The following is a 15200-nucleotide window of genomic DNA, read 5'->3' as shown; positions in this document are numbered from 1 at the left end:
AATCTGTTTTTAAGCTAACAGTAAATTAGCCATTAACCTCATTATTTTCTTTAATATCGATTCCCTTCTAAAACCTACTAGTATTTTCGGAATGACTTAAAGCCGTTTATAATCTGCCCAATTTCTTTTGGGTATTATTGATTAGGAGGGATAAAGATGAAATTTATAACCTGGATTGTGGTAATTTTTTCGGCTATTCTTTTCATTGGACTTCCGGTTTACTCTCAAGATAGTTCTCTTACCGTTATTGGTCCTTGGTCTGGAGGTGAAATGGATGCCTTTCTCCCGGTTTTAAAAGCTTTTGAGGAAGAAACTGGCATAAAAGTTGAATTTCTGACCTACCGAGCTGAAGACCTTTCCACGCTTCTCCCCGCCCAATTTACTGCCGAAAGTACTCTTGGTGATCTTATTTTCATGCAGAGCTGGTTCATTCAAGACCAAGCTAAAAAAGGCCATATAATGGATATTTCAGCTGTCATAACTGAGGATGACTTCATTCCAGGGTCTTTGGACGGATTAAAAGTAGACGGCAAGCTTTATGGAGCTGCCTATACCGGTAAGGTAAAACCTGGCTTCTGGTTTCGAAAATCATTTTTCGAAAAAAATCAACTGACGGTTCCAAATAATTGGGAAGACTTCCAAGCACTTTTAGAAAAAATGAAAGGTATCGAGGGTATTTCGGCTCCGATAGCCAGTGGCAATGGAGTAGGTTGGCCTCTATCTGATATAACCGAGCACTTTATAGTTGCCTTTGGCGGTACCGAGCTTTTCCATAATCTTATCAACCATTCTATTCATTGGAATGATGCAAAAGTTAAAGAAATCTTTGAAAATAGGCTTGCTGTTCTTCTCAAGGAAAATTACTTTGGTGAGCCTTCTGAATGGACGATGGTTTTGGAAAAATGGTGGAATGGTGATTATGGTTTGTTCTTTATGGGAAGTTGGATCACTGGAATGGTAGACGACCCATCTGACCTTAGCGTTTTCTCGCTCCCCGGAACCCAGGGATTGGTTTTCGCTCCAGATTACCTTTTCATTCCTGCTTATACCCAAAATCCAGAAAACGCTAAAAAACTTTTAGCCTTCTTGGTAACTCAAGGACAAGAACTTCAGGTTCAGCAAGGAGGCCACCTGGCAACTTATCTAAATGTACCAATCGAGTTTTATCCTGAAGTAGATCGAAATGTTGCTCAAATACTCGAAGGGAAAATGGCTCTCCCTGATTTGGATGATACCATTGGAGGTGAATTCCAATCAAAATTCTGGGATCAGTTGAAACTCCTCTGGGTTAAACCCGAGCAAGTAGATGATGTCTTAGATACACTGGAATCGGTGTTTGAACAATGATTCTATGAAGGGCTCTAAAAAAAGTCCGTTAAAAGAAAAGCTCTTCCTCAGTCTGAATACAGAAATGAGGATGGTGCAGTGAGCATATTCCCTCAAAGTCACCATCCTCATTTCTGTCTAAAAAATTCAGTGAAGAATTAACTCCTTGCCCATTCTAACTTCGGGAGGGATTTATGGATCTTTTCCATCGTCGAAAACGACGAAAAAGCTTGAAAACAACTCTTCATCAAATAGTTTTTTTTCTTCCTGCGTTAATTTTAATGATCATATTCCTGCTCTATCCAGTTTTAAATACCCTTTGGACGAGCTTTACTTCAGAAGACCATCAGTTTGTTTTTTTAGATAACTATAAAAAGGTTTTATCCAGCAAAGATGTTTTTAACCAGAAAGGATTTACCCAGGGTTTTCCCCTGGGGGCACTCCCTCATAATTTTCTATGGATTTTAATCCACCTCCCCCTTACTACTTTCTTAGGTCTAGTTTTGGCGGTCCTTTTCAAAGATTTGAAGTATAACTATATATTTAAATCATCAATATTCTTAGGAATGGTTACCCCTATGGTAATTGGTGGTGTTATTTTACGATTTATCTATGAAAAAGAGGTGGGTATTATCAATGCGATCCTGGAGCTTCTTGGATTCCAAGCTTTTACCTGGACAGCCTATCCAGAAACTGCCCTTCTTTCGCTCATATTCGGTTCTGTCTGGTTATGGACCGGATTCAGCATGATTATCTATTCATCTGGCTTGGGAAACATCCCCAAAGAATACTACGAAGCTGCTGCTTTAGATGGCGCTACTCCTTTTGTCATCTTCTTTAGAATAACCATACCACTTTTAAAACAAATGACTGTTGTCGTCATCACTATGACCATCCTCTGGGAACTCAAAATTTTTGATTTAGTTTATGTAGCTACTATGGGTGGCCCTGGCGGAGCTTCTAATGTTATGGCTCTACAAATGTATTTCTATGCCTTTCGTCAATTCAATTTCCAAAATGCTTCAGTTATCGCAACCTTGCTGATGTTACTCACCCTGTTTGTAACTATTCCCTTAATTAAGAGTAGCTTGGGGGAGGAAAGATGAAGAGAAATCAAATTACCACTACAATAAAATACTTTATAGCAATTTTGATATCCATCATTTGGATTCTTCCTTTTTTAGGAATTGTCATGACTTCAATTCGACCCTTACAAGAAGTCATCTATGGTTGGTGGAATTTGAAACCGTTTACCCCTTCGATGGTGAATTACATAAATGCTTGGAATCATCCTACCGCCCCTCTCTCTCAGGGTACTTTTAATTCCTTGCTGGTTGCTCTCCCCTCAACACTCATTCCCATCCTCGCCGCTTCACTGGCAGCCTATGGTTTTGCGCGTTTTCGTTTATCTTTGCTAACCTCGCTTTTTATTCTAGTGATTATACTGATGGCTCTCCCCCAACAAATGATTGCGATTCCAATTTTCCAGCTGATGAAAAATTTAAACCTCCTGAATACTTACACTGGATTAATTCTTATCCATTCAGCCTGGGGCATGCCTTGGATTATCTTCTTTCTTCGAAATTTCTTTATTACTCTTCCCATTGAGATCGAAGAATCCGCCAAGATTGATGGAGCTTCGGATTTTGTAGTATTTTCTCGAATTATCCTTCCAATATCCTGGCCTGCACTTATATCTTCGATTGTTCTTCAATTTATGTGGGTTTGGAGTGATTTTTTCCTGGCTCTTATCCTCGTCTATACCCCCGGCAAACTTCTCGCAACCCAACGAATTCCTCTTATGAGAGGCCAATATCATGTCGACTGGGGAGTTCTCACTGCTGCGTCAATTGTCTCGATGATTGCTCCCCTATTTATCTTTGCTTTCTTACAAAAATACTATATTAAAGGCTTAGTTGGCTGGACAACCAAATAAGAAGGGACAAAATTAAGTTGAGAGGAAACTTCGATATTTCCCTTTGGCCAATTTCTTAACATCAAACTTGGATTAGAATCTTGGATTTTACCTCCGTCCTGATTTTCTCCCATCAAGAGAGAGGAATTTTGAATTGTCATTTTATGCTTCAAAAACATAAGGTTTTAACTTTATAAAAAACCACAATTTAAGAATAATTTACTCTTTAGTTGAATAAAAAGAGCAATGGTTTTTCCAGGGGCATGATGGGCATTTTTCGATAGCTGGCTGAAAGCTTCCTTGAGAAGCGGCATTTTGAGCGACCGCACCCACTTGTAGCATCATCTTATCTTCCGTCGGTAAGTCATGAATTTTCTGGTATAAATTCTCTCGAACGAAATATAAACCAAGATGGATCGGAAGGCCAGGATATTGCTTTTGGGCTACCAAGCCATAAAAGTACATTTGTTCTCGATAAAGAGGAAATACTGACTCATCGGGCGAAGAGGTTTTGTAATCAATAATATGCACTCCCTGTTCATCCTTCCACAAAAGATCTCGTATCCCTGCCAATACCAATCCTCCATTAATCTTGATTTCAAAAGGCTTTTCCCGCTCAAGTTTTTGGTCATTGTAATTTTTTTGGAGAGATAAGCCCAGATGGCTTTGAGATAAATTGGTTAACCAAATTTTTACTTTCTCCCAATCTTGGTTGGTATTCAAAAAAGGTCGAAGCTCAATCGAAAGCTGCGATTTTATTTCCAGAAATTTATCCTGATGAAGTGGCAACCAATGATTCAGACTTTGTTCATTAAAATCCCATTGAGCCAGAATCCAATGAACCATATTCCCCAGATCGGCTCCCCCTTTTTCATCATCAGAAGGAAGCTCCCACGGTAAAGTGATCCCCTGCCGATATCTCATTCGATAGGCATGGGGACAAAACCGATAAAAGGCATAAGCGGTTGCTGTCAGGCGTTGTAAACGAGGAAGAGGCTGCCGAGGAAGCTCCATCCCTCCCTCCATCTCTTCATTTGCCTTTGAAGTGGAAATGAATAAAGAATCTTGGTAGCCAGGGAAAAATTTGATTAGGTATTGTCGAGGATCCTCATTTCTTTCCTTTTCAATCCAATCCCAAACCCAGCTCAACCAGGTTTTCGGTTTGATAACTATTTCTCCGTTGCTGATCGGACAAACACCCGATAAAATCAAAGTATCTTGAGCCCGCGTACAAGCTACGTAAAATAACCGCTGTTGTTCAGAAACTTCCTCGGCTTGCTGGAGTTGCTGTTCGATAAAAAAAGAAGGAAAATCAACATCACTCTCCACATGTGGTTGACCATTCATCTCCCAATAATCCGGGAAATACCTGGTTATCGCTCCCAGTTCACGCGAGGATTGAAATTTGTTCCTTGGGCGTCGATAGGGAGTATATTCCAAACCAAAAAGAGCAACGACAGGAAATTCTAAACCTTTCGCAGAGTGAATAGTCATCACTCTTACTACATCTTCTTCTTCTCCTACTGGATTGGCCTCCTCACTTTTGACTTCTTTCAAAATGGCATCTTGTAAATAACGGGTGCAACCCAATCCGCTGTTTCCAATGGTATTTTCATATTCTCGGGCTAAATCAATGGCCCGCCGGAGGTTGACTGCCACTCTTCTTCGCAAAGACCGTGGGATTGCTTTTAAATGGGAGGATTCTTTTAAAAGCTCGGACAAAATTGAAGCTGGACCCGTTAATTTCATCTTTTGGTTCAAATCAATCAACTTTTCGCAGAAATTTGGATATTGCTCCTGCAAATTTTTCCACAACCAACCGTTTTTACATGATTTATCAGCATTGACAAACAAGTCGTGTACCTCAGCCAAACTGAGTCCGGAAAAGGGGGAAGAAAGATAGTTAGCTAAAGCCAGGTCATCCTGAGGATCAACAACGGTTTTTAAATAGGCTACGGCATCCAAGGTTTCTCCTCGAGAAAAATAATTGACATCGGTAACGAAAATAACTGGTATATTTAATTCATCTTGTAACACTTGCTCGAGCGGTTTATAAAAAGTTCGAGTGGGAACCAAGATCACAATATCTCGGTACTGACACAAGCGGGCTTTTTTTTCTGCTTTATCCCAAACTATTGCTTTCCCTACCAAATTATTGACCTCATCTGCTAAGTATCGTGTCAGAAGACAGCGTTTTTCGGTTTCTTTGGTCGGTTGATCGGTGTTTCCTAGGAAGAGAAACCGCAGATGAGGAGCCGATACCGATGTTGAGCGCTCTTCCCACCAGGAGAGCTCATTGGGAACTTGGAGTGGTTCATATTCATGAAGGATTTTTTGACTTAATCCATCTTTCCAGATAAAACTAAATAAACTGTTCATTTCGCTGACCAAATCATCCCGACTACGAAAGCTTTCACTAAGCACGATATGTCTTCCACCCTCTGGATTATATTGAGTTTCTTGAATATATTGATGGAAAATACTCAGGTCAGCATGGCGAAAACGATATATGGACTGCTTCAAATCCCCAACAACAAAGAGTGAGGCTTGGTTGTTTTGGACTATATTACGAATCAAGGATTCCTGGAGGAGATCGGTGTCTTGAAACTCATCAACCATAATAGAGCAATATTGTGCAGTTAAAGTGGGATACCTTTTTACTGCCTCACCGGCATAGGCAATCATATCATTAAAGGACAGCACACTTTTTTTCTTCTTAAATTCTTCCCAGATATGCCAGAAAATGGCTGATGATTGTATGAGTAATTGACGACAACGAAGGTCTTCGGTTAATTCCCCCTTCCCACACAAGATATCAATGAGACGAATGTACTTCTCTTTTAATTGATTTCGGTATTCAATCATAGATTGGAAAGGCCTTGAAAGTAAAAGCTGATCTTGGATTTTCAGATATACTGCATTCCTTGAGCTCCTGGCAATGGCCGCGAGGGAATCAATTAAATCACTCATAAAATAGGGAAGTTGTCTTTTGTCTGGTCGATTATGCCACTTTAGATTAAAATCGATAAAGGTATCAATGACTTTACTCGATCCGCGTAAACCTATTAAAGGCAAAATTTGCTCTATCCAAAACGACCATTCCTTGTCCCATTCAGGTGCATACCAGGATAGGAGGCTTTCTTGGATTTCTTCCCAATCCCTTTCAACTCTTTCACCTTTCTGCCAAAGCCATTCAGGTTTTTCTCCCCAACTTCCAAAAAGGTCGGTAAGACTATTGACCAACTGAACTAAACCATCAGCACCACCATGGTTTAAAAGGAGAAAAAATGGTTCTTGGTTTAATACCGACAAACGACTTCGCCATACCGGATCAGAAACGTTTTCATCAAACCAATTCCAGTCATTTCGACTTAAAATATTTTGAAGATTATTCCAAAATCCGAACTCTTCCGGTGATGAAATGACTCGGATATTTGGATCAATATTAAAATACAAACTTGCCTTTTGAATTATTCTCATGCAAAAAGAATGAATGGTGGATATGGGAGCTTCATCGAGGTTATCAATTGCTTCGTAAAGATGTTGAAAGTTTCCCTGATTAGATAATTGCTTATACCAGTTCCGCAGTCGCATTCGAATTCTCTCTCTCATTTCAAGGGCGGCTTTTTCGGTAAAGGTTAGAGTCAGGATTTGATTGAATTTTGCTCGTCCAGTGGTGACCAACCAGGCATAGCGGCGAGCTAAGGTTTCGGTTTTTCCGGTGCCAGCGCCAGCATTCACCACCACCAAATCTTCATCAGCCATGATTGCTTCCTGTTGAGCTGGTCGGGAATCGGCAATAAGCTCCAGGAATTCTTTTTTTTCAACTCTCTTCATCTTCTCCTCCACGACTTCGCATCTCGTCTCTTCGACAAAGTGATCTCCCAAAACATCCACTACAAGTTTGGCTATGATAATTTGGTTGGACATCACCGCTTGCCAAACCCAAGGAGAGTTCCTTCATTTTTTGTCGAGCAAGATCTATTTCGACGCTTAAATCTTTACCAGAGCGACTCGACCCCAAAAACGACTTTCTCAGTTCATTGCCAAAGAAAGTTCCTTCAAACGCTCCGGTTGCCTTTCCATCGCCATGACAGAGATAAACATACCCAACAACAGGATATCCATTATTGGTTAAAACGTGGCTGTATCCAGCCAACTGCAACGATGTTCTCGCATAATTTGATTTCCCACTTTTATAATCTACGATCAGCCAGTATCCGTCTTTTAAACCAATCAGACGGTCGCAACGACCAGTAAAAGAAAGTTGGTTTATTTCATACGGCGGGAGTACAAATTCATTTTTTTCTTCGGTACGGTAATGATTTATAAAACTTTCCATATGTTCCTGGTAGTCGGCCAATCTTAAAGCATCAAGCCTCAAGCGAAGTTCATCGCTAGTAAAAATCGTCAAAAGCTCTGGATAAACCCGTTGGACAATTTCCGGCCATAGCGACAACACCAGTTCCCGAAGACTGGTTGATTTTCCTTTTAAATAGGTATCCCACGTTTTTCCCCACAATTCATGCAAAACTATTCCACCTCGACGGGGATCAAAACCGGGTGGAGTCGGTTCGGTTAATTTATAGAAATTTTTGAGGTAAAACAAAAAAGGGCATTCTACCCAGGTGTCCAACTCGCTGATCGGTATCGGAGGTATCTCTGAAATTTGATTGGGTAACCAAGGAAGACTACGAGCAATCAAGGGTACATCCTCTGGGATTTCCACCGGTTTTAAATATGGTTCAATGGCTTGAGGAAGGATAGCACTCAATGGTCGTTTAAAGAAAACCACTTTTCCTGCCCAAGGATCATCACCTGTAAATATTTCATCATAATAAGGAGAAAGTGATGTTGGCCGTCCTGCTTCGTCCTGTAATGGGTAGGTCACAATGGTATATTGGAATCCAGTGGCAATGAGTCTTCGAAATAAAGCTCGTTTTTCATCTCTCTTTTGATGTATGGTAGGAAGAGTGGCCTGATTTAATCCTGGATTTTGATTCCATTTTTTTTTCAGTTCGTCTTCCAAAAAAGGGGTATTCAAAAAGCTTCCCGGCCAGAAAGCTGAAATTATATCAGTAATTATCACCACTGGTGCTTCGGTCAACGATGGGGGAGAACTGAGATACACTCTCAAGGATCCCTTTTCGATAAGTGGTGGGCGGAGGGTGGCGTGATTAATCCATGTCTCCAAAAAACCATAAACTTCATTAGTTGAAGCAAAATTTATTTGCTGAACAAAGGATGCCAAAGTCTCATCTTCAGAAAAATAAAGAACTTTTTGCTCAATTTCCATCAAAAAAGCTGTTAGCAAAGCAACCAACTCATCTCGGGAAGGATCTAACCCAGAAAGTTTTGAGGCATTAATAGAAATATTGAAAGTTTTGTTAAAAATCCGGTGAAGGACGTGATAAACCTCTTGTGGTGTTCTGCAGGATTCAATAGTTCGCCAAGATTTGACCAGCTGATCAAATTTCAATAAAGATTGGGGAGAATCTTTTAAGAAATCTCTCCATCCTTCAATTCCCCGAGGTGATAGGTGATAAGCCTCTTTGACAGAAATATCCGTTTCTCCTAATAATGGTTCGGTTAGAAGATGAAGAGTTTCTTCTTCTGGCCAATTATTTTGACCAGCACTTCGTAATCGTTTGAGAATTCCCCACAAAGGGGATTCCTTGGCTGAAAATCCTTGCAGGAATTGAAAGGGAATCTGGTATTTCTGCAAAACTTCTTGAAAAGTTTTTCTTCTTTGGGGAGGAATGATCGTCACAATATCATCCCAACCGGGGAATTGACCCCACCGGGAAAGTTGACCCTTCTCTGCCGACCATAAAACCAACTCACGTGCAATGGTTTCATACTGATGGCGGGCATCTCCAGCAGCAATTTCACCAATTGGAACTGGATTATTTATCGGTAGGGGATAATTAGAATGGTCTGGTTGCACAGAAAAATCTTTATCAAATAGAGGGATTCCACACCAAGGTTTGATAATGTAAACCTGACCAGAGTTCGAATTCAAACTATGCAATAATTGCCTTTGCCCTGGAGTGAATTGAAAAAAACCAATAAAAATAAAAGTATTTTTATTAATCCACTTTTTTAACTCTTCATTTTGCCAGGATTTTCTTATCAGATCGGCAGTTAAACCTGGTATTTGAAGGTTATCACTGAGTTGATACTGTTCAAATTCCTTAAGGTATCTCCGGTAAATCCAACATAACCAGCTGGTCGGGTCCTGGATTTGATTACAAAGGGAATCATCAAAACAATCATCACAACCCATAAAGCGATTGAAATCGCTCCAACTCACTTCTTCACGGAGGAGTTCACGGATGCTTTCTAAAATATGAGTGACACTTTCTATTCTTCGTAATCCCTCCGGAACCTCGATAGTTTTAGTTTTTTCATTCAATTCTTTCCAAAGTTTATGAATCAACAACCAATTTATACTCTGATCGACTTCTTTCCTTTTCGGCGGCATACTCACCTGGTTTTTTAAAAATGTATGAATTTCATTATATAAGTCGTTCCATTGAAAAATTTTGGATTCTTCAAAAGGACTCATTTCACGAAATTCACTTTTATCTGATAAAGAAGGAACAATAATAATCGGATTGATTACTTGAGTAGTTAATTGACCAAGATATTCTTTGACATCATTTAAACGTTTATAATGAAATACTTCAAACGGCAATTTAGAAAACCTTCCTCATGCTATTTTTTAAACTTTATAGTTCTTTCCAATCATTCTTTTTCCTTCTCAAAGATTTATTCACTTTCAACCTATAATGTATTCTATTATAATGGAAATCAGATTTCTTTATTGTTATCGACTTTATTAGATTATCATTTTTATCAACCATTCAAACCAGAAAATTAAATAGAAAGGGAACCTACATTTTTCTTAAAGTTTAATTGCAAACCAATTAAATTATATTTGAGGTGTTTTCACAATGAAAAGAAATACTTATAATTGTTTATTACTGGCTTTTATTTTCTTTTCTCTAGTAAGCTTCGGAAATTTAGCAAACGCTTCTTCAGAAGAAATATCACTCATTCCCTTGCGAGATTTCTTCCGTAATCCCGAGAAAGCTGGTTATTTTCTTTCTCCTGAAGGTGAATATTTCGCTTTTCTCGCTCCCTGGGAAAATCGGTTAAATATTTTTATCCAAAAGTTTGGTGAAACTGAAGCCAAGCGGGTCACGTCAGTTACCGATCGAGATTTAGTGGGATATTTTTGGGCAAGCAATGAAAGAATCGTCTATGCTCGTGATCAAGCTGGAGAAGAAAATTTTCATTTGTATGCCGTGAATATTGATGGTTCAAATCCCGTTGATTTAACTCCCTTTGAGGGAGTTCGTGCCGGTGTAATTGACGATTTAAGGGACAACGATCAAGACATGCTTATTTCTCTCAACAAGAGAGATCCAAGGTTTTACGACGCCTATCGAATTAATATTGAAACTGGTGAATTGAAATTAATTGGCGAAAACCCGGGTAATATCATCGGCTGGTTAACCGATCATGAAGGCCTACTGCGACTCGCCATAACCAGTGATGGAGTTAACACCAGTATTCTTTACCGAGATAACGAGTCACAACCCTTCCAAACAATTTTGACTACTGATTTTAAAGAAACACTCACTCCAGTATCCTTTACCTATGATAATCAACGTTTGTATGCTTTTTCCAATTTAGGCCGCGATAAATCCGCTCTGATAGTGTTTGATCCTAAAACTCAAAAAGAGCTCGAACTCATTTATGAAAATACCGATGTTGATGTAAGCGGATTGTTAATATCAGACAAGAAAAAAAAGCTGATTGCTGTTACCTATTTAACTGATAAACTCCATTATCATTTTTTTGATGAAGAAGTTGAATCCATTTTTCAAGACCTTACCAAGAAAATCCCTGAATATGAATTGGCTCTCTCAAGTGTGAATCGAGACGAAAATCGCTTTATAATAAGAACCTATAGCGATAAATCATTGGGGTCCTACTTTCTCTATGATGTCGAAACCAGCAAACTTCAAAAGATTGCCGATATCAGCCCCTGGATTGATGAAAAGTATATGGCTGATATGGAACCAATTTCTTACCCTTCGCGAGATGGCTTAACCATTCATGGATATCTCACTCTCCCCAAGGGTGTTGAATCAAAAAATTTACCGGTAGTGATCAATCCCCACGGTGGTCCATGGTATCGAGACAGTTGGGGATATAATGCCGAAGTTCAATTTTTAGCCAACCGAGGTTATGTTTTACTACAAATGAATTTCCGCGGTTCCACTGGCTATGGGCGTACATTTTGGACAGCCGGTTTTAAACAATGGGGCAGAAAAATGCAGGATGATATAACTGATGGAGTTCAATGGCTTATCGACCAGGGCATTGCCGATCCAAAGAGAATTGGTATCTACGGTGGCTCCTATGGGGGTTACGCTGCACTTGCCGGAATCACGATCACCCCAGACTTATACGCCGCTGCCATAGATTACGTTGGCGTTTCTAACATCTTTACACTTTTAGAAACCATCCCACCATACTGGGAACCACTCCGTCAGCAATTTTACGAAATGATCGGTCACCCAGCGGAAGATAAAGAACTCTTGGAATCGGTTTCTCCAGTCTTTTTAGTCGATCGGATCAAAACCCCACTCTTTATTGCCCAGGGTGCTAACGATCCTCGAGTAAAAAAAGCTGAGTCGGATCAGATTGTGGCTGCTTTGGAAAAAAGAGGAATCAGCGTTCAATATATGGTAAAAGAAAATGAAGGCCATGGGTTTGCCAACGAAGAGAACCGGTTTGATTTCTATCGAGCCATGGAAGGATTCTTGTCAGAACATTTAGGCGGAAAAGTTGGACCCTAATGTTGGCCAAAAGTTTTTTGATTTCAATGAATAATATAGTTTAAAAATTTAAGGAGGGATTTTCATGACTGATGAAAACCATGATTGGTCATTGAGCGGTATTGCTTTTGCTGGATGCCTTTTTATTGGAATGGGGTTGGGAATTCTTTTTAAACATACCTGGGCAGGAATTATGATGGGGTTAGGGGTTGGTTTTATCGTCATGGCTATTCTAAGGTGGAAAAACAAAGCTTGAGTTTAACCGAGTGATGGTTTCTCACCAATGGAATACTCTCGTTTCTAAATGAATAAGAATTTAGGCAATAAATTTAAAGTGGGGATTTGCCCCCACTTGTCACCTTTCTCCATTTCTTTTTTCCTCTCCCCAGATAGGAGAGCCACTCTTTTCTTTCCTCGCCTCTCCGTACACAAGGTCAGGGTGAGGAGGTAACTATTTTCATCCTCATCTGGTATCACCAAAGTTGCATGAAAGTCTATTCTGATAACTTACGGGCATGATAAATCAAGCCCCTACAAAAGATTTTTAAAAAGCGTCGTCCTGAGTGGTGCTTTTCCTTGTGAGGATCTCATCTTGTAATTTTTTCTTTTATCCTTTCATTCTTTTTTTTATTTACCCTCACCCCCATTCTCCCATCGGTCCTCAGCCTTTATCGTGCCTGATTAATGTAGCGACATGCCATGGCATGTCGTATCTTGGATTTTCACTATTATTTGATGCTGCTAGGTAACATAATGGTTTCTCCTATTAATATTTATCAAAAATTTTTCTAAAAAAAGTTCTTTTGTTCTGATTTTGATTAGATTGAATGATACAATTATTAAAATATTTATAGATGTTTTTAATTCAAAAAGCCGTGATTATTGATTATAAGGAGGGATCATGATGTCCTATCGATCCAGATTTTTTTATTATTATTCTTTTTTATTGATCTTTTGTATAGTTTTTCTTATTGTTGTTGACCAGGGAAATACTCAAGATAATCCAGCCAATTACTATCAAACTCTCCTCGATCGTCTTAAAAATGGGGATACCAGTATCAATTTTGCAGAATTACGAGTCCTTTATGCTCAGCTTCCCAACTATAATCCTTATAAAATAATGCAGGATCTTAAGGAAAAAGAGGATCAAATGTGGCAAGAGTATAAAAGCGGCAACTATGATAAAGCCTTAGAAATAGGAACCTCGATTCTAGAAACGAACTATTTAAGAATTATGACCCATTATATTTTTTCTGAAGCCTATGGAAAATTAGGTGATACCCAAAAACAAAAATTCCACGAAGATGTCTTTTTTGGTTTAGTCGATTCTATTATTCAATCTGGAGATGGAAAAAGCCCTGAAACAGCTATGACGGTCATCGAGGTTAGGGAAGAATATGATGTTCTTGACGTTTTAGGGTTTGAGCAAGAATCCCAAACATTAGTTGAAAAAGATGGGAAAAGGTTCGATTTCCTGGTTGCCAAAAATACAGAAACTGGAGAAACCCGTGATTTTTATTTTAATATTGACCTATTTTACGATAAAGCCGTTGAAATTGATGAAGAAAGCAGCCTTACTCCAGAAACTACCTCTCAAGTAGAACCAACTTCTGTTATAGAATCGGGAAAATTTCTAGATAATTTATTTATCGCCACCTTAGTCACAGGAACCAAACAGGAAATTGAGACTATGATCAAAGATCAAAAAGTTGATTTAAGGCTTCGAGATAAAGATGGGAACACTGCCCTCATGATTGCAGCCATGGGCAACAGTAATCTTGATGTGATAAATTATTTGCTTAGCTTAGGGATTGATATTAATGCCAAAAACAACAAAGGCGATACCGCTCTCATCTATGCTGCCAGTTTAACCTCCGAACCAAGAATTATTGAGGCTTTATTAATGGCCGGCGCGGATCCGACTATTAAAAATCTGGAGGGAACAGTTGCATATCAGTATGCCCAACTCAACCCAAATCTTCAGGGAACTGAGGTTTTAACCAAACTGGGACAGGCAACTATAAGTGGAATTTCTTCTTATCCAACTGCAACTCCAGCAGCACCCGTTGCCCCAACAGCGATGATTCCTATTCCCGAACCATCATTAATGCCTCCAGTTACACCTTCGCCTTCCATTACAACTCTTCCCCAGCCTACCATTGCTTCTGCTCCCCAAAGTTTAATCGTTAATCCACCACCAGGATGGGTTACCCAACCCACTGAAGATCCTTCTGAAATTGGGTATTACCAACTTGTTAATCAACAAAATATCGTAATAGCTGAATATTTAATAAATCTTGAAAAACTTCCTTCTCCCCTTGACCCGAAAGGATATCTCAGTTATCTTCAAGAAGCATATTTAAAGCCTCCTGACTTCAATGGGTATGTTCCTCAACAAACTATTGAAACCAGCTTTTTGGGTCTTCAAGCTTTACGTCATGATTTTCTCTTTACTGTAGATAATCTACAACTTAAAGCTATGGCGATTCTCGTTGTCCTTGGGAATAATGCCTATTCATTCCTCTTTTATAGCACAGTGAGTGATTTCCCCAACCTTGAGAGTATTTTTATTCAAGCTCTTTCCACTGTTTCTATCCAGGGTTCTGCCGGATCTCAACCAATTTCACCAAATACCTCTCTACCTTCGATCGATACCTATACTTCTCCTACTCCCCAACAACCGATAGCTGGAAATTGGTATCAGCATCCATCCAATACTTTTAGCGTTCCTCTACCTTCGGCCTCTTCAAAAAAACAGGATATTCAGAATGGAGTCGTTTATACCAGTCCTAATAATGGTGAAATTTACGTTATGAATTTCTCATCAGAAATGGAAGCCCAAAACACGGTTGGGGGTTTGGCTGGAGGGAAAAGCTTCCGGGCGGAAACAACTTTAAACGCTGGGAATCGTCAAGCTCAGGTAAAAATTTACAGTTTTGCTCAAAACAATACCAATTATGCCATGATAATTTCAACCTATCCTGGAACTTCTGTTCTGGTGATCATCATTATTCCAGCTGATCAATATAATGCCTCACAAGCTTGGATAATTCCTACCATAACTGGAATTCAATTTCGGTAAATAGCGGACAAAATAAATCAAGCTC

The 15200-nt window shown here is 39.4% G+C and carries 8 protein-coding genes; 6 read left to right on the top strand and 2 right to left on the bottom strand.

Annotation, left to right across the window (positions count from 1 at the left end; all coding sequences use genetic code 11):
- Positions 1–156 precede the first annotated feature (156 nt).
- From RT761_RS08490 to RT761_RS08480, 3 genes are all read left to right on the top strand, one after another.
- Positions 157–1347, top strand: coding sequence for an ABC transporter substrate-binding protein (locus RT761_RS08490; protein WP_218110992.1), 1191 nt, complete (start codon positions 157–159; stop codon positions 1345–1347).
- A 173-nt stretch (positions 1348–1520) separates the two neighbouring features.
- Complete coding sequence (locus RT761_RS08485) at positions 1521–2432, top strand: carbohydrate ABC transporter permease (protein ID WP_218110991.1); 912 nt, start codon at positions 1521–1523, stop codon at positions 2430–2432.
- The gene (locus RT761_RS08480) at positions 2429–3262 is read left to right on the top strand and encodes a carbohydrate ABC transporter permease (protein WP_218110990.1); all 834 of its coding nucleotides are present in this window, start codon (positions 2429–2431) and stop codon (positions 3260–3262) included. The genes RT761_RS08485 and RT761_RS08480 overlap by 4 nt, the downstream gene beginning before the upstream one ends.
- Before the next feature lie 198 nt (positions 3263–3460).
- On the opposite strand, the gene RT761_RS08475 is transcribed toward RT761_RS08480, so the two are convergent.
- Positions 3461–7078, bottom strand: a complete 3618-nt coding sequence (locus tag RT761_RS08475; RefSeq protein WP_218110989.1) for a UvrD-helicase domain-containing protein — start codon at positions 7076–7078, stop codon at positions 3461–3463.
- Positions 7065–9938 (bottom strand): PD-(D/E)XK nuclease family protein, encoded by a 2874-nt coding sequence (locus RT761_RS08470; RefSeq protein WP_218110988.1) that lies wholly within the window; start codon positions 9936–9938, stop codon positions 7065–7067. The genes RT761_RS08475 and RT761_RS08470 overlap by 14 nt, the downstream gene beginning before the upstream one ends.
- 259 nt (positions 9939–10197) lie before the next feature.
- On the opposite strand from RT761_RS08470, the gene RT761_RS08465 reads away from it, so the two are divergent.
- From RT761_RS08465 to RT761_RS08455, 3 genes are all read left to right on the top strand, one after another.
- The gene (locus RT761_RS08465) at positions 10198–12114 is read left to right on the top strand and encodes a S9 family peptidase (protein ID WP_218110987.1); all 1917 of its coding nucleotides are present in this window, start codon (positions 10198–10200) and stop codon (positions 12112–12114) included.
- 64 nt (positions 12115–12178) lie between these two features.
- Positions 12179–12349 carry a hypothetical protein gene (locus RT761_RS08460; RefSeq protein ID WP_218110986.1) on the top strand — a complete coding sequence of 57 codons (171 nt, stop codon included), beginning with the start codon at positions 12179–12181 and terminating at the stop codon, positions 12347–12349.
- Positions 12350–12994: 645 nt separating this feature from the next.
- Entirely contained in the window at positions 12995–15175 is a 2181-nt protein-coding gene (locus RT761_RS08455; RefSeq protein WP_218110985.1) for a DUF4919 domain-containing protein, read from the top strand.
- Positions 15176–15200 lie beyond the last annotated feature (25 nt).

The organism is Atribacter laminatus (assembly GCF_015775515.1).
In the GTDB taxonomy this organism is placed as follows: Bacteria; Atribacterota; Atribacteria; order Atribacterales; family Atribacteraceae; genus Atribacter; species Atribacter laminatus.
This window is presented reverse-complemented; position numbering and strand designations above follow the sequence as displayed.

Coding starts and splice junctions, on each gene's coding strand:
- RT761_RS08465 (WP_218110987.1), top strand. CDS start 10,198: ATGAAAAGAAATACTTATAATTGTTTATTACTGGCTTTTATTTTCTTT.
- RT761_RS08480 (WP_218110990.1), top strand. CDS start 2,429: ATGAAGAGAAATCAAATTACCACTACAATAAAATACTTTATAGCAATT.
- RT761_RS08485 (WP_218110991.1), top strand. CDS start 1,521: ATGGATCTTTTCCATCGTCGAAAACGACGAAAAAGCTTGAAAACAACT.
- RT761_RS08490 (WP_218110992.1), top strand. CDS start 157: ATGAAATTTATAACCTGGATTGTGGTAATTTTTTCGGCTATTCTTTTC.
- RT761_RS08460 (WP_218110986.1), top strand. CDS start 12,179: ATGACTGATGAAAACCATGATTGGTCATTGAGCGGTATTGCTTTTGCT.
- RT761_RS08455 (WP_218110985.1), top strand. CDS start 12,995: ATGATGTCCTATCGATCCAGATTTTTTTATTATTATTCTTTTTTATTG.
- RT761_RS08475 (WP_218110989.1), bottom strand. CDS start 7,078: ATGAAGAGAGTTGAAAAAAAAGAATTCCTGGAGCTTATTGCCGATTCC.